This is a genomic window from Arthrobacter koreensis (assembly GCF_009193255.1).
Lineage (GTDB): Bacteria > Actinomycetota > Actinomycetes > Actinomycetales > Micrococcaceae > Arthrobacter_B > Arthrobacter_B koreensis.
In genome coordinates, this window is the sequence record NZ_WACG01000001.1 from 1,198,079 (window position 1) to 1,220,557 (window position 22,479).

Consider the following 22,479-nt stretch of genomic DNA (forward strand, 5'->3'; position numbering starts at 1 on the left):
GGCTGCTATTCCGGGGCGAGGGACGGCGTTGGCAATCCAAAGACCCTGCGCAGCGCCTGCCCGGCGGCGTGGTAGCCGCCCATTCCGTGCACACCGGGCCCGGGCGGGGTCGAGGCGGAGCACAGGAAGACACCCTCCAAGGGCGTGTTCCACGGAACCGGGGACAGGACCGGACGGCGGAGCATCTGTCCCAGGGTCACTGCCCCGGCACCGAAGTCCCCGCCCACGTAGTTCTCGTTGTAGGCAGCCAGGCCGCGCGCCGTCGTCGTCCGCGTTTCGACGACGACGTCCCGGAAGCCGGGTGCAAAACGTTCAATCCTGGCCGTTACCGCAGCAGCCATGTCCTGGTCCGATCCGGCCGGGACGTGGCAATAGGTCCATAGGATGTGCCGGCCCGCGGGTGCGCGGGTGGGGTCGAAGGTGCTGGGCTGGGAAAGCAGCACGTAGGGCTGCTCCGGGTGCCGGCCGGAAGCGACGGCGGCCTCGGAGGCAGCCGTTTCGGCGCGTGTTCCGCCCACGTGCACGGTTCCCGCTTCGGCGAGCGCCGGATTTGTCCACGGAACCGGCCCGGAGAGGATGAAGTCCACTTTGCAGGCGGCGTTGCCGTAGCGGAACTGCCGCAGCGCGCGCTCATAGCGTGCGGGCAGCCGCCCCTCGGCCAGCCGAAGCAGTCCGGCGGGGGCAGTATCCAGGATGACGGCGCGGGAGCCGGAAAGTTCGCGGAGGGAGTCCACCCGGTGCCCGGTCTCCAGTTCCCCGCCGTGCGCGCGAAGGTCCTCCACCAGGGCGTCGGCGATGGCCTGGGATCCGCCCACGGGTACGGGCCAGCCAACGGTGTGGGCCAGCAGGGCGAGCAGCAGTCCGCCGCCGGCTGAGGGCAGGGACGGCAGCCGGCCGACGGGGTGGGCCATCACGCCGGTCAGCAGGGCAGGGGCGGCATCTTCCGAGAAGCGCCGGTTCCAGGCACCGGTCCCCTGGTCCAGTGCTGCCAAGCCGAAGCGCAGCGCCGCCAAGGGTTCGCGGGGAATCTTCAGCAAGGGGTCCATCAGCGTGCGCGTAATGGCTTCACTGTGCTGAACCAAGGGGCGCATCAGCGCGGACCAGGCCTTGCCGTCCGCCCCGAGCTCCCGGGCGGTGCGGTCCAGGCTGCGGTAGGCCACGGCGGCGCGGCCCCCGTCCAGCGGCTGGGCATAGGAAACATCCGGCACTTCCAGCCGGATCCGCTCGGAGAGACCAAAATCCCGGAAAAAGGGAGCTGCCAGCGCCATGGGATGCACTGCGGAGCACACATCGTGCCGGTGACCGGGACGGATGAGCTCGCTGGTGCGTGATCCTCCCCCCGCGGTGGGCGCAGCCTCAAGGACACGCACGGATAAACCCGCGCGGGCCATGGTGACCGCTGCCGCCAGGCCGTTGGGCCCGGCTCCCACCACGGTTACATCAGTCACGGCCGGCCCCTGCCCTGCCGCCTTTCAGGCGGGCGCGGGCGCTGCGCAGCAGCCCCGGAGCTTCCCGGCGCAGCCGAAGCGCAGCTGACAGGGCACGGTAGCGCAGCGGTGAAAGCGGAATGTCATAGGTGGTGGGAACGGTGACCACGGTCTTTGAGAAGTTGCGTTTGAACGTGGTCACGTTGGCGAGCGACGGGTAGTTCTCGCTCTCAATCCCGGTAAGTCCGCAGGCCGTGTAGCCGGCAGCCTTGAGGACCTTGAACGCTTCCCAGAGCAGCAGGTACGGGGCGTTGGTCTTGCGGGCATCCCGTGAGCTTGCGGCGAAATAGTACACGGCGTAGCCGCGGTACTCGGTGGTGATCAGCCAGGAAACCGGCTTGCCCTCCACGTAGGCCACCATCAGGCGCAGGTAGTCACCCAGTTCGGTGAGCAGGGTTTCGTAGAAAGCCGAGTCGAAGCTGGAGAACCCGTCCCGGGCAGCGGTTTCCTGCATGATGGGGAACAGTTCGGTCCGGAAGACCTCGGCCCACCGTTCCCGTTCCACGGTGCGGACCTCCACGCCGAGCTTCTCCGCCTTGCGGATCAGGTTGCGGGCGTTGGGGCGGAAGGCCGCGAAAATCTGTTCCGTGTCCGGGGTCAGGTCCACCACGATTTCGCGTTCGTACCAGCCGTGCTCCAGCGGTCCCGTGACCGGCGGGCTCACATGCTCCACCTGCATTCGGACATACAGCGGGTCGACGGCGGGATCGGCGCGGAACTGCTCCTGCACGGTGGCCACCAGGCGTGCCTCGGCGTCGGGGGTCCGCTCAGTGAACCAGGTGGGGCCATTAACGACTACCAGTGAAGGCCGCAGGCGCCGGCGGGACCGCAGGTAACTGGCGGTGGCAACCAGCTTCTCGCCGTCGTAATAGGCCCACACACCGTAGGGTTCGCGGCCCAGGCGGGTTTCGAAGTCCGCCCAGTAAGGAGTCTGCTCCAAAGGAATGACAACACCGGGGTGCCGGGCCGCCAGGGACTCGAAGTCCTCGCGGGACAGCTGCTGGAAACGGTAGGGAGCGGGGGTCACATTGCTTCTTTCGCCGGGGCTGCGTCCGTCTCCAAGGGTACCCGAGGGCGGCGGGACAGCCTGAGCCGCCAGCGGTCCGGCGCCAGGTTGAACGGCCCGCCCTGCGGATCGTCGATGCCCATGCGCCGTACCGGATCGGTCCGCGGGTTCCAGATGTCCATCGCGACCCGGGCCATCAGGTACATGGTGGCAACCATGTGCCCCGCCACCGAAAGCACGAACCAGCCGGGATCAAGGTTGTTCTCCGGAGCTCCTCCGCCGATCAGGAACGCGAGGTAAAGCCAGATGGCCCAGAAGTGCATTACCTCGAAGAACTGCCAGATCAGGAAATCCCGCCAGCGCGGCCTCGCCAGCGCCAGCAACGGCACGAGCCACAGCACGAACTGGGGCGAGTAGACCTTGTTGGTGAGGATGAAAGCCGCCACGATCAGGAACACCAGCTGCGCGATCCGGGGCCGCTGCGGAGCCGCCAGGGCCAGGACGGCGATTCCCGCGCAGGCCAGGGCAAACAGGAAGTAGGCCCAGAAGCTGATGAACGCGGCGTCGACCGCGTGTTCGGGGAAGGTGATGTTCCAGGCCTGCCAGACGCTTGAATTGCCGGCGCCGCGGTCGCGGGAAAAATCGTAGAAGTATTTCCAGCCCTGGAAGTCGCGGAGCATGAACGGAACGTTGACCACCAGCCAGGTCAGGGCCGTGGCGGCGAAGGTGACGGCAGCAGCCCGCAGCTTCAGGGTCCGCAGGGCCAGGACGAGGACGGCTCCGAGGATCAGTACCGGATAGAGCTTCAGTGCCGTGCCAAGGCCCAGCAGGACGCCGGCCAGGAGCGGTTTGTTCCGGGCGAAGGCGAGCATGGCCAGGGAGGCCAGCATCACGGCCCAGATGTCCCAGTTGATGAACATGGACAGGATCATCGCCGGGGCAACCGCAACCATCGCCGCGTCCCAGGGGCGGCGGTTGGCCATGCGCATGGTGGCGATCACCGTCACGATCCAGGCGGCGGTGGCAAAGACGGCGTTCAGGTCAAAGTAAACCAGTCCGCGGGAATCAGCTCCCGCAGGGACGAGCCACGCCACAAACCCGGCCAGGAGCCCCAGCAGCACCGGGTACTCGAACTCGGACCCCGGGCTGATGAAGGGATAGATACCGGCGCCGAGGCCGCGGGCACCGAACAGCGCCGGCCAGTCCGAGTAGCAGGCCTGGTAGAACTGGTCGGACCAGCCGTTGAGCCGGCAGGGGGTCTTCGCCAGCAGCGCCAGCAGGGCCGCCGCGGTGGTCAGCAGAATGAGCACCCGGGGAATGGTGAAGAATCCCGGGGAAACGACTCCCGGGGCGGTGTACCGCCCCAGCGGGCCGCCCAGAACCTCGGTGAACCGGCGTAGCAGCCGGTCATTCCGGCTGGGTACTACAATCCGCATCGGCCGCCGGCGTGGAGTTGAATCCATGCCTACCAGTATGCAGGCGCGTTTCCCTCCGGCTTGGCGTTGTGGTCCGGAACAGGTCCGTCTTCACCGCTGCCGCGGGCTCACGGCGTACCGGGAGAGACCGCTGTCCGGAAAGGCTCAGGGAGCAGCCCGCAGGGTCCCCCCGCCGGCGAGCTGGTAGTCCTGTCCGTTGAGGTAGCCGTTTCCCTCCGCGCCCGGGTTGTAGGTGAGGGTGTGGCCGTTGCCCGTGATGTTGGTGATCTCGTTTCCCTTGACCAGTGCGCCCTGCACCGAGGTGGCTGATGAATCCGCGGTGAGTTCCACCGTGCTGGTGTTGTCCAGCCCGACGCCGACGTTGTCCAGGGCGCCGCTGATCCGGCTGTTCGCCGTGAGGGACACTGACAGCGTGCTCCCGTCGTCGGCAGCCAGCTGTCCTTCCAGCACCGTTTCCTGCAGTGACGCCGATGCACTGCCGCCATTGGAAACGCTGATCAGGGCTCCGGCCCCCGGCTCAAGCTTTGCCGCGTTGCTGAGGTTGAGTGTGGCGGCAACACCGTCCACGAAGACGGCGTGGCCGTCCTTGGCCGTCAGTGTTCCACCGGACATGGTGAAGGTTCCGCCGCCGGTGCTGCCGGGCGTGCTTGAGTACAGGTAGGCGCCGTGGGTGCCGCCGGTCAGCTCGGAGCTGGTGGCGCTCACTGAGTTGGCGCCCTCGACGACGGCGGCCTCCGCCAGTGCCGATGATCCGGTCAGGCCGCACACCGCGATGGTCCCGGTGGAGTAGATGACGGCGGAAAGTTCACCGCCCGCCGTCGCGCTTCCGCCGCTGACCTGGATGTCTCCCCCGCCGCGGTCCGTGGCGATGACGCTTGAATGGTCGCTGGCCGTGGAAAGCTCCGGACTCACGGCCGTGAGGCTCCCGCCGTCAGTGACCTCCAGGGCATGGGAGAAGCTGCCCTCGGTCTTCACGCCCGCATCCTGCAGGGACGCCGATGAGCCCGTACCGGTCACAAAGACCCCGTTGGCGCCGGCACCGGCGGTTTCAACGGTGGTTCCGTTCATCGCCAGGGAGCCGCCTCCGGAGACCAGCACCGCCGCATTGAGTCCGGTAAAGCTCGAGGAATCCGTGTTGGAGCTGTCCCCGGACTTGCGGATGGTGGAGCTGCCAACCGCCTTCTGTTCACCGCTGCCCACTTCCAGTGCCGAACTGTCCGCGTCCGATGCCGCGAAATCCTTGTCCTCCGGGCTGGGTGTGGCCGACGGTTCGGGCAGTTCACATTCATCGGCCAGCTGCGGGGATGAAGACGGAGAGGGGGACTCCGCCGTCGGGCTCTGCGCAGGCTCGCTGCCGCTGGAGGTGCAGGCTGAGAGCCCGCCCCCGGCCAGGAGGCCGGCGGCTGCCAGTACGACGGCGGCGCGGGTGCGGAAGGCGGCTGGAATGTCATTCATGGTGCACTCCTAGCGGAGGATGGGCTCCGGCACTGTCCTTCCAGCGTAGGCTCGCCGGTTGGCCCTGCCACCGCCCGCGGCCCAAAACCGCTCAGCGGAGGGCGAGCCGGGTCTGTGTCTGCAGGGCGCCCGACTCGGTCTTGAGCTGGTGGAGCAGTGCGTCGAGTGCCGGCATGCCCGGCACCCGGACGTTCAGCAGGTAGTCGTAGGGGCCGGTCACATGCACGGCGTCGCGGACAGCAGGATTGTCCTGTGCCCTGGCCAGGAACGAACGGGAATCGGCGTCCGGTTTCAGCCTTACGTCAATGAAGGCCTGCAGTCCGGCACCGGGAACTGCACCGTTGCCGTCCTGGGGGGGCAGTGGCACTGGCGGCGGCCCTGTAGCGAGGCGAAATAGCTGAAAGCTACAACTCCCTTGAGTGTTTGCTGGACGAAGTAGACTGGGGCAGTTGCCTGCGCAGCCCGCTGCGTCACATCCGCGAGTCAGCGGCGGGCGGCGGCACAGGAATGTCTTCAAAGGAGAACCGTGGCAAATAACCCGATCCGGGTGGCAATCGTTGGTGTTGGAAACTGCGCAGCATCGCTGGTGCAGGGTGTCCAGTACTACCGCGACGCCGACCCGTCAGCAACCGTCCCAGGCCTGATGCACGTTCAGTTCGGCGACTACCACGTCAATGACGTGCAGTTCGCGGCCGCATTCGACGTCGACGCGAAGAAGGTTGGGCTGGACCTGGCCGACGCAATCGGCGCCAGCGAAAACAACACCATCAAGATTGCCGACGTTCCGCAGACCGGCGTGAAGGTACAGCGCGGCCACACCCTGGATGGCCTCGGCAAGTACTACCGCGAGACGATCAGCGAGTCCGATGAGGATCCGGCAGACATCGTCGCGGAGCTCAAGGCGGCGGAGATTGACGTCATGGTCTGCTACCTGCCGGTCGGTTCCGAGCAGGCAGCGAAGTTCTACGCCCAGTGCGCCATTGACGCCGGCGTGGCCTTCGTCAACGCCCTGCCCGTCTTCATTGCCGGCACCAAGGAGTGGGCGGACAAGTTCACCGCTGCAGGCGTGCCGATCGTCGGCGACGACATCAAGAGCCAGATCGGTGCCACCATTACGCACCGTGTGATGGCCAAGCTCTTCGAAGACCGCGGCGTCACGCTGGACCGCACCTACCAGCTGAACGTGGGCGGCAACATGGACTTCAAGAACATGCTTGAGCGTGAGCGGCTTGAATCCAAGAAGATCTCCAAAACGCAGGCCGTCACCTCCAACGTCGCTGCTGAAATGGCCGCCAATGACGTCCACATTGGCCCGTCCGACTTCGTGGCCTGGCTCGACGACCGCAAGTGGGCCTTCGTCCGCCTCGAAGGCCGCAACTTCGGCGACGCCCCGGTGTCGCTGGAGTACAAGCTTGAGGTCTGGGACTCCCCCAACTCCGCCGGTGTGATCATCGACGCCGTCCGTGCAGCGAAGATCGCTCTGGACCGCGGAATCGGCGGACCGATCCTCTCTGCCTCCAGCTACTTCATGAAGTCCCCGCCGGAGCAGTACAACGATGACATTGCCCGCGAAAAGGTGGAGCAGTTCATCCGGGGCGAAGCCGAGCGCTAAGCGTCTCCCTTCACATCGAGATAGCAGAAAGTGCACGTCCCAGCGCTGGGACGTGCACTTTCTGCTATCTCGTTTAAAAGACCTAGAACAGGCCCGACGGTGTTCCGTCCGCGGCCACTCCCATGCGCAGCGCGGCGGGCTGCTTGGGCAGCCCCGGCATGGTCATCACTGCGCCGGTCAGTGCCACGATGAAACCGGCACCGGTCTTGGGCACCAGGTCCCGGACATGGATGGTGAAACCTTCCGGGGCGCCCAGCTTGGCAGCATCGTCAGAGAATGAATACTGCGTCTTCGCCATACAGACCGGAACGTTCTCCCAGCCGTTTGCTTCGATTTCCTCCAGCCGGCGCAGCGCCGGAACTGAAAACTCGACGTCGTCCGCTCCGTAAATCTCCCGGACCACCGTGCGGATCTTCTCGGCGACACCCATCTGCAGCGGGTACAGCGGCTGGAAATCCACGTTCCGCTTCAGTGCCGCCAGCACCTTCGCGGCGAGGTCATCCCCGCCCGGGCCGCCGCCGCCCTGCGCCCAGACATCCGCCACGGCGGCATCAACGCCTTCCTGCGAACACCAGCCAAGCAGCCATTCAACCTCCTCAGGAGTGTCGGTGGTGAAACGGTTGATGGCCACCACGGGCGAGAATCCAAACTTGCCAAGATTCCGCACATGCCTGCGGAGGTTGGCAGTGCCCGCTTCGAGTCCGGCGAGGTTCGGTTCGTCCAGCCGCTCCCGTGGCACACCGCCGTGCATCTTCAGTGCACGGACAGTGGCCACCACTACGACGGCGTCGGGCGCCACGTCTGCCACGCGCGAGGTGATGTCCATGTACTTTTCGGCGCCGAGGTCCGCCCCGAAGCCCGCCTCGGTAACCACCACGTCAGCCAGCTCCCGGCCCAGGGATGTGGCGATGACGGAGTTGCAGCCGTGCGCAATATTGGCGAAGGGTCCGCCGTGAACCAGCGCCGGAGTGCCGGCAATGGTCTGCACCAGGTTGGGCTTCAGCGCGTCCTTAAGCAGCAGTGCCAGTGCCCCCTGGACCCTGAGGTCCGCCACGGTCACCGGTTTCCGGTCCCAGGTGTAGCCAACGGTGATCCGGGCCAGCCGTGAGGTCAGGTCCTCGATGTCCGTTGCCAGGCAGAACACTGCCATGATTTCCGAGGCAACGGTGATGTCGAACCCGTCCTCGCGGACCGTGCCCTGCCCTGGTCCGCCAAGGCCCACCACAATGTGCCGCAGAGAGCGGTCATTCATGTCCATGACGCGGCGGAACGTAATTCGCCGCGGATCGATGCCCAGCTCGTTCCCCTGGAAGATGTGGTTGTCCACCAGGGCAGCCAGGGCGTTGTTGGCACTCGTGATGGCGTGGAAATCCCCGGTGAAGTGCAGGTTGATCTCCTCCATGGGAATCACCTGCGAATAGCCGCCGCCCGTGGCGCCGCCCTTCATGCCAAGGACAGGTCCCAGGGACGGTTCACGCAGGGCGATCACGGTTTTCTGCCCGGCACGGGCCAGGGCGTCCCCGAGTCCAACGGTCACCGTGGATTTCCCCTCCCCCGCCGGCGTAGGGCTCATGGCGGTTACCAGGACAACCTTTCCGCGCTCGGCCCGTCGGGGCACCAGGGCAGGGTTCACCTTTGCCTTGTAGCGTCCGTAGAGTTCGAGCGCGTCCTCAGGTATGCCTGCAGAGCGCGCTACATCGGTGATGGGCTGCAGCGTCGCAGCCCGCGAAATTTCGAGGTCATTGGCCATGGCTCAACGCTGGCACCGGCACGGGGTCCCGTCAATGCGGCACACCAGCGCACACAGGACAGTGTGTAGTTCCCGACGCCGTTTAGTTCCCGACGGCGTGGGCGGCAGACTGGTCTGCGGCATGCAGGTAGGACTGTGTGGTCAGGGCTGCTGTCCGCCGCCAGCCAAAGGACCGCGCGTGCTCTGCCGCGCTCCGGCCCAGCTCCATGCGCCAGGCACGGTGGTCATACAGCGCCTCGAGTTCAACGGCCCAGCGTGAGGGATCATGGCCCTGGACGAGGACACCAGTGGTTCCGGAACTGACCGCTTTCGGCAAGCCGCCGACGTCGGCCGCGAGGACCGGGGTGCCGCAGGCCTGGGCCTCCAGCGCAACCAGCCCGAACGATTCGCTGAAGGAAGGCACTGCCACGACGTCCGCGGACCTGAACCATCCGGCGAGACCCGGGGGCGCCACGGGAGGATGCAGCTGGACAACGCCCTGCAGTCCGTGGGCGCGGATCGCGGCTTCAAGGTCCAGGACCTCGGATCCGCTGGGGGCGCCGAGGATACTGACCCGAAGCGGGATATCCGGACGGCAGGCCCGCAGCCGGGCTGCGGAGTCAACCAGCACCTGCGGACCCTTCATCCGCTGGATGCGCCCGGCGAAGACCACATGGAACTCATCTCGGCGCACGCCGCGGCGGGTGCGCGCCTCATCACGGCCGGCCGGGGAAAAGACCTCCAGGTCCACCCCGGGGGCAACCACGTCAATTGACGCCGGATCCGCGCCGTACCACGCTGTCAGCTCATCAGCCTCGGTGGTGGTGTTGGCGATCAGGCGGGCAGCCGAGTCAACAATGTCCTGTTCACCGTGGATCCGGACCTGCGGCTCGGGGGTTTCACCCGGCTGGAGCTGCAGGTTCTTCACCCTGGCCATCGTGTGCATGGTGTGGACCAGGGGAACATCCCAGTGCCGGGCCAGGCTGAGTCCGGCAACGCCGGAAACCCAATAGTGGGAATGCAGGGCATCAAAGCGTGGGCTGTGAAGGGCGGAGCGGGCTACGCCTTCCACCAGTTCGGCGGAGAGTTTGGGAAGGAGTTCCTTGGGAACCTTGCGGCGCGGACCAGCCGTGACATGGTGCACGGTAACCCCGGGTGCCAGTTCGACGGCATGGGGCTGGTCCGGTGCGCAGGCGCGCGTGAAGATATCCACTTCAACGCCCATTTTCGCCATCTCGACGGCAACGGAACGAACGTAGACATTCATCCCGCCCGCGTCGCCGGAACCAGGCTGTTCGAGCGGCGAGGTATGCAGCGAGAGCATGGCCACCCGGTTGACCTGGGGCACAGCACTCCCTTCGTCGCTGGCCTGTGTTCCCTACCTATCGACCATACAACGCCAACGGGTCCAGCTTTGTTTCCTTGTCCCCGGACTGCCGCGGAATTCCGGGGCAGTCCGGGCAAGGGTGTGCAGTCTCACCGCCCGTGAAATGATGCCGGTGCGCTGAGCCTGAGCAGGCGCAGCTGACGCTGTTCCTGCTCATCGACCAGCCGACCACTGGCGGCGGCACGGACGGCAGCGGCCCGCAGGAACAGGCGGAGCAGTCCCGCTGCCAGCTGGCGCCGCGAGGATGCAGGCCGGCGCACGGGCAGGGCCGAGCCGGCACCGGCGCGGCGACCCATAGCGGCGTCCTTATGGGGTTGACGGGGGGCTGCCGGCTCCAGTCCGGCGGAGGGCAATTTGTAAAAAGGCATGACAAAACTCCGGAAAAAGGGCGCGCAAAAGCGCATGAATGATGAAAAGGGAAACGTCCGGAAAGACGATTAAAGGGGGTCCACTGGGTTGCAGCAAATGAGGTCACGTCATTTAGGTGCGTTTTGCTGCAGCACTTTCCCGGTCCGCGCCAGCGCAGAGTACTCCACAGAAACCGCAGAAAAACCGCAGAAGATCCGCTGAAGACGCAGGCCGCCGGGAAACTCTACGGTCAGTCCGGGAAGGGCGCTTCTTCGAAGCACGCCCTAAGGCAGCCACGGTCCGTTCGGCAGAAGCCGGGACAGGAAGCGTCAGCGGGTGATCTGGCAGTGCCAGCCAATCGGTGCCGGGGGGCGGAGCTTAAGCCTGAGAGCCCGTTTCGCCCGGGAACCACCGAAGGCAGAGAACTGCGGGGACCGCGGTCCGCCGGATCATATCCGTGTAATCAAACACCACACTCCACCTCCTGTTAAGTGGTTCTGTTTCCCGGGACTGGCACACAGTACTCGAGCCATATCATCGGGACTGACTGCACCGCATTCTTGCGGACTCAAAAAATATAACCCGAAAGGGACGCGGCTGCCAAGCCTTTTCCGGACAAACTTTTAAGAGTTTCCTACATATTCCATTTAAGGATCGCGGGCGTGTGCTTATCCCAGCCCAGGACGCAGACAGCGGCCGTTCCCAGAACCAGGTGCCGCCCGGCGTCGGGCGCAAGGCCCAGCCAGCGGGCAGCAAGTATCCGCAGGAAGTGGCCGTGGGCCACCAGCAGCGCCCGTTCAAGGGGAGCCGAGTCCGGTTCCTGGTCCATGGGCGTGCCGCAGCCGGCCTGCACCGTGGAGATGATGCGGTCTGCCCTCCCCGCGACCTGGGCCAGGGTCTCACCGCCGGGTACGCCGTCGTTCCAGATGATGTAGCCGGGGTTTTCCGCCCGGACGTCAGTGTTCCGCCGGCCTTCGTTAAGGCCGTAGTCCCACTCGTGCGCGTGCGGCAGCACTTCGGGAGAGGGATGCCCCAGCAGTTCGGCCGTTCGCCGGGCACGGACCAGGGGGGATGAGAAGACGCGGTCGAATTCGACGTCGCCGATTTTTTCCCGGGCGGCAGTGGCCTGGGCTTCGCCCTCCGGCGTCAGGGGGATGTCCGTGAGTCCGGTGTAGTTGCCCTGCCGGGACCATTCGGTTTCGCCGTGGCGCACGAGCCACAGGATGGGCAGCGGGGTCCCCGCCGGCGTCAGGTCAGGAACCGCGGGCCCCAGGTTCAGTGCGCTCATGACATTCCTTCTGTTGCCGATCCTGATTCGGGACGTTCCTGGGCCGGCGCGGACTCCGGCTGCTGCTGCCACCACTCGCGCAGCTTCGCTTCGGCCTCTCCTGGCGCACCCGGGCCGTTCTCCATCCGTTCTTCAAGCAGGAACCGGTACGCGCGGCCCACCACCGGTCCGGGACGGATGCCCAGCAGGTCCATGATCTGGCTTCCGTCCAGGTCCGGACGAATGGCTGCCAGCTCTTCCTGCTCGGCAAGCTTCTCGATCCGGGCTTCGAGGTCGTCGTAGGCGAACGCCAGTCTTTCGGCCTTGCGCCGGTTGCGTGTGGTGACGTCGGAGCGGGTCAGGCGGTGCAGACGCTGCAGCAGCGGACCGGCGTCAGTAACGTAGCGGCGCACGGCGGAGTCGCTCCAGCCTGCGTCGCCGTAGCCGTAGAAGCGCATGTGCAGCTCCACCAGCCGGGAGACGGCCTTGATGGTGTCATTGTCAAACCGCAGCGCCTTCATGCGTTTGGCTGTGAGCTTCGCGCCGACGACGTCGTGGTGCAGGAAGCTGACCGCACCCGTACCCTCGAAGCGCCGGGTAGCCGGCTTGCCGACGTCGTGCATCAGCGCCGCGAAGCGGAGCACAAAGTCCGGGGCGGGCACGGCGCCGTCAGGGCCGGTCTCAAGGTCGCAGGCCTGCCGCAGCACCGTGAGCGAGTGCTGGTACACGTCCTTATGGCGGTGGTGTTCGTCAATTTCAAGGCGCAGGGCTGCCACCTCGGGAAGAACGTAGTCGGCCAGGCCGCTCTCCACCAGCAGGTCCACGCCGTCCGCCGGCGTCTTGCCGTTGATCAGCTTCACCAGTTCATCCCGGACGCGCTCGGCCGAGATGATCTCGATCCGGCCTGCCATGTCCTTCATGGCGTCGAAGACCTCCGGTGCCACGGTGACGCCCAGCTGGGAGGCGAACCGTGCGGCGCGCATCATCCGCAGCGGGTCGTCGGAGAAAGACGACGACGGCGCCCCGGGAGTGCGCACAATCCCTTCGTGGAGGTCACGGACACCGCCGTAGGGATCCACCAGCTCCATCTGCGGCAGCCGCAGGGCCATGGCGTTCATGGTGAAGTCCCGGCGGTACAGGTCGTCCTCGAGGCGGTCCCCGAACGCTACGACCGGTTTGCGCGACTCCGGGTCATAGGCCTCTGAACGGTAGGTGGTGATTTCAATCTGGAAGCCGTCCTTGCGCATTCCGATCGTGCCGAACTCGCGGCCCATCTCCCAGTAGGTGTCGCACCAGCGCCGGGTGAGAGCAATGATGTCATCCGGAAGGGCGTTGGTGGTGAAGTCCAGGTCCGGGGATACCCGGCCCAGGAACAGGTCGCGGACCGGCCCGCCCACCAGGGAGAGTTCGAACCCGGCGGCCTCGAAGAGCTCACCGAGCTGCTCGATCACGCCGGGAAGCTCGGTGATGGGAAATGAACTGTCGGAAAGGTGCGCCATAGTGCTTTAAGCGTGCCAGATAATCCAGCCTCCGCGGACAATGCGTCCGCTCCGCGGCCCGGACACGCCGGGGTTGGCGCGGCGCCATGGGGTCCAGCTGTGAACGGTCATCATCGGCAGGCAAAGATAGTTACAGTGGGGGTATGGCCCATCCCGTCCCGAGTGCGCCCAAGCGGACCCCATTGACAGCGTCAATGGGCAGTTCAGCCGCGCATTCGGCACACTCGGCGCTTCCCACGGTGGAAGAGGTTTCCGCCGGGGGAATTGTGGTCAACTGCACTGACCCTGACCTGCCCGTAGCGATCATCGCCAGGCTCAACCGCGGCGGCCGCCTTGAATGGTGCCTGCCCAAGGGCCATCCCGAAGATGAGGAAAACAACGAGCAGGCGGCAGTCCGCGAAATCGCCGAGGAAACCGGGATCGACGGCAGGATCCTGACGCCGCTGGGCAGCATCGACTACTGGTTCACCGTGAGCGGGCACCGGGTGCACAAGACCGTGCACCACTACCTGCTCGAAGCCACCGGCGGCGAACTCACCATAGAGAATGACCCGGACCACGAGGCAGTGGACGTTGCCTGGGTTCCGCTGGCTGTGCTGGGCCGCAGGCTGTCCTTCCCCAACGAGCGGCGGATCGCGGACCTGGCCCGGGAAGTCCTGCCCAAGTACCGCTGACGCACCGCGCGGGACAGGCACCGGCTTTTGAGGAAAAACGGCCGCCGGGTGAGAGCATAAGGACATAATGGCCGTTCAGAATCCTGCTCCCAGTACCGCCCGCTCAAGTGCCGTCATGGCTGCGGGAACCATGGTCTCCCGTGTACTCGGGCTGGTCCGCACCTCCCTGCTCGCCGTCGCGATTGGCGGAGCCGGCGGCGTCACCGACCTTTTCTCCATCGCCAACGTCCTGCCGAACTTCATTTACCTCCTGGTAGCGGGCGGGGTGTTCAACGCCGTCCTGGTTCCGCAGATCATCAAGGCAAGCAAGCGCGAGGACCGGGGCGCGGAATATGTCTCTCGGATCATGACGCTGAGCCTGTTGTTCCTGGGGGCCGTGGCCCTGGTTGTCACCGTCGCCGCTCCGCTGGTCCTTTCGGTGGTCACGGAGCTGACGGGCGACGAGCTGGCGCTGGCCACGGTGTTCGCCTACTGGCTGTTCCCGCAGATCCTCTTCTACGGTGCATACGCCGTGATTGGCCAGGTACTGAACGCCAACGGCCGGTTCGGCGCCTACATGTGGGCTCCCGTGGTCAACAACGTGGTCGCGATCAGCGGATTGATTCTTTTCATCAACCTGATCGGCCGGCAGACCAGCGAACAGTTCACGCCGGATAACTGGACGTCCTCCGCCACCCTGATCCTCGCCGGAAGCACCACCCTGGGCGTTGCGCTCCAGGCCCTGGTCCTGCTGGTCCCGCTGAAGAAGCTCGGACTGGGCCTGCGGCCTATTTTCGGAATTCGCGGAGTCGGCCTGGGTGAAACCGCGCGGGTGGCCAAGTGGACCATCATCACAATGCTCGTGGGCAACGGCGCTTACCTCGTCTACACGAACGTAGCTTCCATCGCCTCCGAGGCCAGGGAGTCCTTCCTGGCCATGGACCCGCCACGGCTGATCGCCGGCCAGTTCAACCTTGAAACCGGCGCGATGCTCTACATCATTCCGCACTCCGTCATCACGCTTTCCCTGGCTACGGTGCTCTTCAACCGGATGTCCCATGCCTTTGTGGAGAAGGACCTCGACGGCGTCCGGGAGACTATTTCGCGGGGGCTGCGGGTCATCGGTGTGGCAACCGTCTTCAGCGCCGCCGTCATGGTGGTCCTGGCCGGGCCCATCGGCATGTGGTTCGGCGGCGGTTCCAACGCCACCGCCGTCATCCAGGGCCAGGTCCTCGTCCTGCTGGCCGTGAGCGCGCCGTTCCTCAGCGCGACATTCCTGATGAACCGCGCGTTCTACGCCAGCGAGGACGCCAAGACCCCCATGGTCATGCAGCTCATCCTGGCGGCCCTGGGTATCGGCCTGGCGCTGGCTGCCGCGGCCCTGCCTGCGGACAAGATCGTCTTCGGCCTCGCGGTGGCCTACTCCATAGGCAACATTGCCGCCGTCGTACTCAGCCACGTCTTCCTGAACCGGAAACTGGGCCACTACGGTGCTGCCCAGATTTTCGATGTGCATGTGCGCCTCACCGTGGCGGCACTCGGTTCGGCGGCCGTTGGCGCTGCTGCACTGGCGCTGCTGGGCGGCTACAGCCCGGACGGCTTTGCGTGGCGTTCCCTGGTGAGCGCCACCATTGTCCTAATTATCTGCGGTGCACTGATGGCCGCCGCCTACCTTGGGATGCTGAGAGTGCTCAAAGTCCGCGAACTGGATGAACTCCTGAAACCGGCGCTGGCGAAGATCAGGCGCCGGGGCTGATACGGCCAACTCAGGTTTTGGCCCTGCGCGCGGGTAGCATGGGTACAAAGTGGGCAGTACCGGATGGGCTTGGCCCAAAAGATACTGCCCTGGTCCGCACCGGCCGCCCCACCGGCGCCGGTGGCAACACAGCTTGCAGTCATAGCCGTTTCCACGGGAGGAACACGTGCCACAGCCGGTAAATGCTGGGTCAGTGCTGGGCGGCCGATACAAGGTCACCGCACAGGTCCTGGCCTCAGCAGAGAATGACCTCGTCCTCGACGGCGTGGACCAGGTACTCAACCGTGCCGTAAGCATCCTCGTCGCTGCACCCCAGAACGCCAGCCAAGTCAGTGCCAGCGCCCGTGAAATCGCGATTGGCGAGCGTCACTCCACGGTCCAGATCCTCGATCTGGGCGTCAGCGACGGACGCACCTACCTGGTCACCTCGAACGGCAACGCCGCAGACCTGCTTGACCTGGTCATCGAGCGAGACGCGCCCTACGTGGAACCGTTTTTCACGGACACGCTCGGGTCGGAGATCTTCGGAGTGGCACGTTCCCGTGAGCCTGAGACGGTCGAGGACGACCGTTACGTCGAAGAGCACGCACCGCGGGACCGCAAGCCGCTGCTCTCCAACCTGCCCAAGCCGCACCTGCCGCGCTTCGGGCGCGGTGCCGGAGCAGCTGGCGCTGCCGGCGCAGGCGCTGCCGGGGTGGCCGGTGCGGAAGCCGAGCGGGACCTTGAGTTCGGCGGCCCGCAGGAGGCACCCGCCGAGGCCGCGACCGGCGCCGCCGTCGTTCCTCCGCCTCCCAGCCAGAGCCCGCGGACGGCGTCCTACTCTGCGCCCACCCGCGACACCCCCGCGCAGTCCCCCAAGGTCAGCCGCTGGGAGGAAGAGGAAGACGACTTCCCGGCAGAAGGCTACGCAACGGCCGGCTCCGGAGACCGCCGGGCCTCCAACTTCCCGCGCACCGCGCTGGGAGCGGACTACGAAACGGAAGAAGAGTACGACGGCTACGACGACGATGAGGACCAGCCCGCCCGCGGCAGCGACCGTAAATCCGGGCGCCTCCTGGTAGGCGGAATCCTCAGCGTCATCCTGCTGGTGGCAGTGGTGCTCGTCTTCACCAACCTTGGCCGCGTGGGAGACATGTTCGCGTCGGGTGACCCCTCGCCGACGGTTTCCGAACAGCCGGCAACCACCGAAGAACCCGCAGAAGTCCCCGGAGCGGAGCTTCCGGCTCCCGTTACCACCGGAATTACGCGCCTGGTGCCCGGAAACCAGGAACTCGATTCGGTGAACGACGCCGCGCTGCCTCAGATCATTGACGGCAACCCTGCCAGCTACTGGTCCAGCTACGTGTACGCCTCGGATACCTTTGGCGGGCTGGCCCCGAGCCTGGCACTGGTCGTTGAACTGGAGGAGGAATCCGCCATTTCCAAGGTGGACATCACCCAGCTCAACGGCAGCGGCGGCAACTTCTCCGTCATGCTCAATGACTCCCCTTCCTTGGAGGGTGCCACCACCGTGGCACAGAGCGGCTTCACCGGGCCCGAAACCTCCATCACCGTGCCCAAGGGCGCGGACGGGGAACCGGCGTCGGCAAGCTACGTGATCATCAACTTCACCCAGCTGCCGCGCCTCAGCGGAGTGCAGGCCGAGTACCCCTGGGGCCTGCGGATCGCCGAGATCGGCGTGTCCTGACCCACGCATTCAGGCTGACGGGAACCGGCCCGGCAGCCCATCATGTGACGCGGGAGCCATTCGGAATAAGCTGTTCCGTGTCAGTGTTGTGAGGTGTGATTGGCGGTTCCACATGTTCCGCCAGCATTGTTCTACCGGAGCTCCACAAAGCCAAGGAAACACCAGGAAAGAGGTTCACAGCACGTGAGCACAGATATTCGTCCCGAAGCCGCTGGTTCCGGCCAGGAAGTCCGTGATGTCATCATCGTTGGATCCGGCCCTTCCGGTTACACCGCCGCCATCTACACGGCCCGGGCGAACCTCAAGCCTCTGCTGATCGCCAGCTCGGTCACCGCCGGCGGTGAGCTCATGAACACCACCGACGTGGAGAACTTCCCGGGCTTCCCGGAAGGCATCATGGGCCCTGACCTGATGGCCGGGCTAGAGAAGCAGGCCGACCGTTTCGGTACCGAGATCCTCTTCGAAGACGTTACCTCCGTAGACCTTGCCGGCGACATCAAGAAGGTCACCATCGGCACCGGGGAAACCTTCCTCTCCCGCTCTGTGATCATCTCTACCGGCTCCGCCTACCGCGAACTGGGACTCGAAGACGAGAAGCGGCTTTCCGGCCGCGGCGTCAGCTGGTGTGCAACCTGCGACGGTTTCTTCTTCAAGGGCCAGGACATCGCCGTCATCGGCGGCGGCGACTCTGCGCTGGAAGAGGCCCTGTTCCTGACCAAATTCGCTTCCTCGGTCACCATCGTCCACCGCCGGAACACGCTGCGTGCCTCCAAGATCATGCAGGACCGTGCCCTGGCCAACGAAAAGATCCGCTTCGTCTGGGATTCCGAGGTTGTCGGGATCCACGGCGAGGACAAGGTCACCGGCATCCGCCTGCGCAGCACGGTGGACGGAGCGGAGTCGGAGCTCAACGTAACCGGCATCTTCGTGGCGATCGGCAACGATCCGCGCGTGGACCTGGTCCGCGAGCAGCTGGAACTGACCGAGGCCGGGACCATCGCCGTCCAGGGACGCACCTCGAAGACCTCCCTCCCGGGCGTCTTCGCCGCCGGTGACGTCATCGACCCGACCTACCGCCAGGCCATCACCGCCGCCGGTTCCGGTTGCGTAGCGGCCCTCGACGTCGAGCACTACCTCGCAGACGTCGCCTCCACGGTGACCGCGGCCACCGTTCCCACCCCGGCGTCGGAAACCGTTTCCGAGAACGCTTCCGTCTAGAGATCCACAAGGAGCAAGAACCATGAGCAACGCCAAAGACGTAACGGATTCCTCGTTCAGCACCGACGTGCTGGCAGCCGACAAGCCGGTCATCGTGGACTTCTGGGCCGAGTGGTGCGGACCGTGCCGCATGCTCTCCCCCATCCTGGATGACATCGCCGCTGAGTACTCGGACAAGGTCGACGTCGTAAAGGTCAACGTCGACGACAACCCGGCCATCGCCGCGAAGTACGGCATCACTTCCATTCCGGCGGTCTACGTCTTCAAGGGCGGTGAGGTTGCGGCCACGTCCATCGGTGCCAAGCCGAAGCAGGTCCTTGAGCAGGAATTCGCGGCCTACCTGAAGTAGGTCCCCACTATGCATCCGACGGACGAGAGTCTGCGGAGGCTGGACTCCAGCCGGCGCGTGGTGGCGCTTCGTGAAGCGCTGCTGCGTGCCGGCATTTCCATGTCCTACCTCGCCCCCGACTCGGTCAATAACCCGGCGGTCTTCGACGACCACGTGGACGCAGCCGTGCGCGCCTTCCAGCAGAGCCGCGGCCTGATTGTCGACGGCGTTGCCGGGCCCGACACCCAGCGCGCGCTGGCCGAGGCGCAGTTCCGTTTTGGGGACCGGGTACTCGCCTTCTCCGAGGATCAGCCTGCGGTACGCGGAGACGACGTCGCGGAGCTGCAGCGCCACCTCTCCCACCTGGGTTTCTACTACGGCCACATTGACGGGGAGTTTGGGGTCCGAACCCGCTACGCGGTGGCCGAGCTGCAGGAGAACCTCGGGATTCCCGGCACCGGTGTCTGCGACGGGGACACGATGACCGCTATGTCACGCGTCAACCGGGCAATTTCACCCAGCCAGGCGTATGCATTGCGCGATTACGAGCGGTTGGACCGCTCCACGGCAGCGCTGCGCGGACGCACCATCACCCTGAACACCGGCAAGTCCGCGACGCCCTCCGCGCATGTTGCCGAGCGGTTGACCGGAGAGCCCCTCACCGAACTGCTGGTGGCTACTGACGTGCGGGTACGGGTTGAGCGCATCCTGCGGGAGTTCGGCGCAGAGGTGGTGGAGTTCGACGCCGCTGCTGCTGCAGAGGGAGCTCCAGGCCGCACACCAAGCCTGAACGTGAACATCCACTGTGACTGGCTGGACCAGCCGGCGGCCTCGGGTATAGCCGCCTACTACTGGGGGCTTCCCGTCACGGGTGAGCCGCGGTCCCCCATTGGCCAGCGCGCAGCCATCCTCATGATCAAGGAGCTCGCCGCGCGTACCGACATGGCAAGTCTCGGCGTGCACGCCCGCACGTGGGACACGCTCAAGCTGCCGGGCATCCCTTCCGTGGGAATCGATCTTGGGTACCTCAGCAACTTCCACGACGCACACCGGCTTGCTGATCCGGTGTTCCGGCAGACGGTCGCGGATTCGATTGTCATCGCCATCCAGCGCCTGTACCTGCTGGAGGAGGAAGACCAGCCCACCGGCACCCTGGCACTCGATGACGTGAGCCGTTTCAACCCGATGGAAGACCGCCGCCGGGTTTCCGGCCTCTAATAACCCCGTACATGCCGCGCAGACCAGGATTTGGTCTGCGCGGCATTGCTCTTTTTGTTGGGAAACTATTCCGTGTTGTTTCTGCCGTGAAACTACCGGTCTGGGAGCTATTCCGTTCCAAGCACGGCCTCCGACCACCGTCACGTTAGCCTTGTGTCCTGGCACTCGCGCCGCCCCGGCATAGTCATCCCGATGCTCGGCCCCCTAGTGGCAACGCGAGAAGCAGCTGCAGCTCTGAGCTATTCGGGTGAGCTAGGGAGGAAGTTATGGGCAAGGTTGTCCTGTACGGATCCGTTTCGGTTGACGGCTATATATCGAAGAAACAGGACCAGCCAGGGCCGCTGTCGACTGGCTGACCAACGGCGACGTCGCACTAGGCGCAGATGGTCAGCTTCGGGTTACTCAGTCCTCCTACGATTACACCCATTCGTACTGGGACCGGATCGGCGTGACGATCGCCGGGCGTCGGGTGTTTGACCTGACGGATGGCTGGGGTGGGGCACCACCATCGGGTGTGGACCACATGGTGATTGTTACGCGCAGGCCTCCCCCAGAGGGTTGGGGTCCGCGAGGCTCATTCGTCTTCGCCGACGGTGTTGAGGCAGCCGTTGCCAGGGCCCAAGATCTGGCCCGCGATCGGATAGTCGAAGTTGCCGCCGGTGACGTCGGTGGACAGGCATTCGCTGCCGGCTTCGTCGATGAGGTGCGGATGGATATTGCCCCCGTTGCGTTCGGGGCAGGTCACCGCTTTTTCGGCAGCGTCGACGCTATGCACTCCCTCGGCGATCCCCGGTGGTTACCGGCAAGGGAGTACTCCACGTGCGCTATAACGTTCATGCGAGGTAGTGGATCAATGCGCAGCGGTGTCGCCCATTCCGGGATGCTCAAATACTCGCACTCACTTGGACAATTACCTACCTGCGCCTCGGTATCTACTCAAGCTCGCTGTAGGCACTACGCGAAGAAGCTACGCTATTTAAGCCGGCCGGCGTTGAGATCCTTCTAGTATCGAGCAACCCCGTAGCTGATGCCCAGTAGATCGCACGGGATTCTCGCGGAGCTCGACGACACTCGGCCCGCGGATGCACTCCTTCGAAAATGCGAGGTGCCAAGCCGTTCCTCGTCAATTCCTGCCGCCGATTCGGCACCCGCAGGTGTTTCACGTGAAACGCGTACAGTCAGCCCGGTGTCGCAGTTATCACGCGTGGGTCCGTCGTAGACTTCCGAAATGAAAGCCGTGAGTACCTGTCAGACCCAAACCTCTCCGGGGTTTTCATTACATTCTCATTGTCGATGGTTGTGCTGGCACCCACCTCGTCTGTGAATAGCTCGGTGTTCTAATCGCCGGCCTTGATGGGTGAGCCGGAGGGGCGTGTTCCGCCCGCATGAAAACAACAAGCACCATTCCTGTGTTTCATCCGCTTACTTTGCGGGACGGCAACGTTCAATGGCTCCGGCCCGATTGTCCACCACGGTTAGAACGCGGGACTCACTCGCGCACAGGTTCCATGACAGTCTCCTCGGGATGATGCACGTAAGGATGCCAGTGACCGTGGGTAAGGCCTACCAACAACTGCATGGAGCCGTGTCGATTCCACGCAATTCCTCCTAACCTGGGCGCTGAAAATACGAGGTCACCCTAGGAACCGCCATCTGCTGAGGAACTCCCTCTGTACGCGACTATTGTCAGCAACGGCGTCAAGCTTGCCGCAACCTTGTAGTGCCGGTACAGACGGCCATGAGGGACTCCCGCCGCATCCCTCGTGCCCCTGCAGCCAGGCCGTGCCGAGGCCGGGACGGGTCGTTTCACGTGAAACGATGACGACGTTCAGCATGCTATCTGAGGTGCCAGGGCAACCCACGAGGCTCACGAGTGAGTCGAAAGGCGTGTGACTGGGCCGGAAGCACTCACCGAAGAGCGCACCGACAGGACTATGGCGCAACGTCGGATGTTCTCCGCGCATTCGGAGTAGATCCAAAAGTAGCTGCTCTGAAGTAGCTACGCCCATGCGGCGCGGGCTGATCCGGCCCATGGCATACCGTGTGGATCTGATGGACCGACGAACTACCTGCGCACGGGCTCATTGTGAGTTGCCGCTTGTTGCGGCCAAAAAACATACGGAGGGTTTGCCACGCGGACAGAGGCGGCACACGTGGGCGTCGCGGCAGCCGATCTATTTGCACGTCGCCGGCACGGCATGCGACTGCCGCACCCAAGGATCGGCCTGGAACTATTCGTCGTTTCACGTGAAACCGGGGTCCGCATTCCGACTCAGAACACCGGGCTTTCAACCCGCGCCATTCGTTGGCACCATCCCTGCACCCAATGAGCATCCTGAGGAACCCAAGTTGTGTGACATAGGAGATATCTATAGCCAAGAGGTGCACTGCAG

At 65.1% G+C, this 22,479-nt stretch carries 17 protein-coding genes and 1 pseudogene; 8 read left to right on the forward strand and 10 right to left on the reverse strand.

Going from position 1 to position 22,479, the window contains the following annotated elements; all coding sequences use genetic code 11:
• Positions 1-5: 5 nt before the first annotated feature.
• From GD628_RS05705 to GD628_RS05725, 5 genes are all read right to left on the reverse strand, one after another.
• Positions 6-1,448 carry a phytoene desaturase family protein gene (locus tag GD628_RS05705; RefSeq protein ID WP_091600898.1) on the reverse strand — a complete coding sequence of 481 codons (1,443 nt, stop codon included), beginning with the start codon at positions 1,446-1,448 and terminating at the stop codon, positions 6-8.
• The gene (locus tag GD628_RS05710) at positions 1,441-2,514 is read right to left on the reverse strand and encodes a lipid II:glycine glycyltransferase FemX (RefSeq protein ID WP_152274077.1); all 1,074 of its coding nucleotides are present in this window, start codon (positions 2,512-2,514) and stop codon (positions 1,441-1,443) included. Before GD628_RS05710 ends, GD628_RS05705 begins: the two co-directional genes overlap by 8 nt.
• Positions 2,511-3,956: a glycosyltransferase family 87 protein gene (locus tag GD628_RS05715; RefSeq protein WP_152274078.1), complete on the reverse strand. Its 1,446-nt coding sequence runs from the start codon at positions 3,954-3,956 to the stop codon at positions 2,511-2,513. The genes GD628_RS05710 and GD628_RS05715 overlap by 4 nt, the downstream gene beginning before the upstream one ends.
• 117 nt (positions 3,957-4,073) lie before the next feature.
• The gene (locus tag GD628_RS05720; RefSeq protein ID WP_152274079.1) at positions 4,074-5,384 is read right to left on the reverse strand and encodes an autotransporter outer membrane beta-barrel domain-containing protein; all 1,311 of its coding nucleotides are present in this window, start codon (positions 5,382-5,384) and stop codon (positions 4,074-4,076) included.
• Positions 5,385-5,475: 91 nt separating this feature from the next.
• On the reverse strand, positions 5,476-5,751 hold the full coding sequence (locus GD628_RS05725) for an Lrp/AsnC ligand binding domain-containing protein (RefSeq protein WP_226802353.1): 276 nt from the start codon (positions 5,749-5,751) through the stop codon (positions 5,476-5,478).
• Positions 5,752-5,910: 159 nt separating this feature from the next.
• Here GD628_RS05725 and GD628_RS05730 point away from each other — a divergent pair, with 159 nt between their 5' ends.
• Positions 5,911-6,996: an inositol-3-phosphate synthase gene (locus GD628_RS05730; RefSeq protein WP_152274080.1), complete on the forward strand. Its 1,086-nt coding sequence runs from the start codon at positions 5,911-5,913 to the stop codon at positions 6,994-6,996.
• 82 nt (positions 6,997-7,078) lie between these two features.
• On the opposite strand, the gene GD628_RS05735 is transcribed toward GD628_RS05730, so the two are convergent.
• From GD628_RS05735 to GD628_RS05755, 5 genes are all read right to left on the reverse strand, one after another.
• Entirely contained in the window at positions 7,079-8,746 is a 1,668-nt protein-coding gene (locus GD628_RS05735) for a formate--tetrahydrofolate ligase (RefSeq protein ID WP_091600893.1), read from the reverse strand.
• 82 nt (positions 8,747-8,828) lie between these two features.
• Positions 8,829-10,073: a D-inositol-3-phosphate glycosyltransferase gene (gene mshA / locus GD628_RS05740; protein ID WP_152274081.1), complete on the reverse strand. Its 1,245-nt coding sequence runs from the start codon at positions 10,071-10,073 to the stop codon at positions 8,829-8,831.
• 128 nt (positions 10,074-10,201) lie between these two features.
• Complete coding sequence (locus tag GD628_RS05745) at positions 10,202-10,408, reverse strand: hypothetical protein (protein ID WP_091600891.1); 207 nt, start codon at positions 10,406-10,408, stop codon at positions 10,202-10,204.
• A 686-nt stretch (positions 10,409-11,094) separates the two neighbouring features.
• Positions 11,095-11,748 carry a histidine phosphatase family protein gene (locus GD628_RS05750; RefSeq protein ID WP_091600890.1) on the reverse strand — a complete coding sequence of 218 codons (654 nt, stop codon included), beginning with the start codon at positions 11,746-11,748 and terminating at the stop codon, positions 11,095-11,097.
• Entirely contained in the window at positions 11,745-13,226 is a 1,482-nt protein-coding gene (locus GD628_RS05755; protein WP_152274082.1) for a CCA tRNA nucleotidyltransferase, read from the reverse strand. Before GD628_RS05755 ends, GD628_RS05750 begins: the two co-directional genes overlap by 4 nt.
• A gap of 194 nt (positions 13,227-13,420) precedes the next feature.
• On the opposite strand from GD628_RS05755, the gene GD628_RS05760 reads away from it, so the two are divergent.
• From GD628_RS05760 to GD628_RS16895, 7 genes and pseudogenes are all read left to right on the forward strand, one after another.
• Positions 13,421-13,900, forward strand: coding sequence for an NUDIX hydrolase (locus GD628_RS05760; protein WP_377955039.1), 480 nt, complete (start codon positions 13,421-13,423; stop codon positions 13,898-13,900).
• A gap of 67 nt (positions 13,901-13,967) precedes the next feature.
• Complete coding sequence (gene murJ, locus GD628_RS05765) at positions 13,968-15,635, forward strand: murein biosynthesis integral membrane protein MurJ (protein WP_152274083.1); 1,668 nt, start codon at positions 13,968-13,970, stop codon at positions 15,633-15,635.
• Positions 15,636-15,801: 166 nt separating this feature from the next.
• The gene (locus GD628_RS05770; RefSeq protein WP_152274084.1) at positions 15,802-17,322 is read left to right on the forward strand and encodes an ABC transporter substrate-binding protein; all 1,521 of its coding nucleotides are present in this window, start codon (positions 15,802-15,804) and stop codon (positions 17,320-17,322) included.
• A gap of 183 nt (positions 17,323-17,505) precedes the next feature.
• Positions 17,506-18,540 carry a thioredoxin-disulfide reductase gene (gene trxB, locus GD628_RS05775; RefSeq protein ID WP_226802354.1) on the forward strand — a complete coding sequence of 345 codons (1,035 nt, stop codon included), beginning with the start codon at positions 17,506-17,508 and terminating at the stop codon, positions 18,538-18,540.
• A gap of 22 nt (positions 18,541-18,562) precedes the next feature.
• On the forward strand, positions 18,563-18,889 hold the full coding sequence (gene trxA / locus GD628_RS05780) for a thioredoxin (protein ID WP_055242830.1): 327 nt from the start codon (positions 18,563-18,565) through the stop codon (positions 18,887-18,889).
• Between the two features lie 9 nt (positions 18,890-18,898).
• Positions 18,899-20,086 (forward strand): peptidoglycan-binding protein, encoded by a 1,188-nt coding sequence (locus tag GD628_RS05785; RefSeq protein ID WP_091600885.1) that lies wholly within the window; start codon positions 18,899-18,901, stop codon positions 20,084-20,086.
• Positions 20,087-20,352: 266 nt separating this feature from the next.
• Positions 20,353-20,932, forward strand: a pseudogene (locus tag GD628_RS16895) (dihydrofolate reductase family protein).
• Positions 20,933-22,479 lie beyond the last annotated feature (1,547 nt).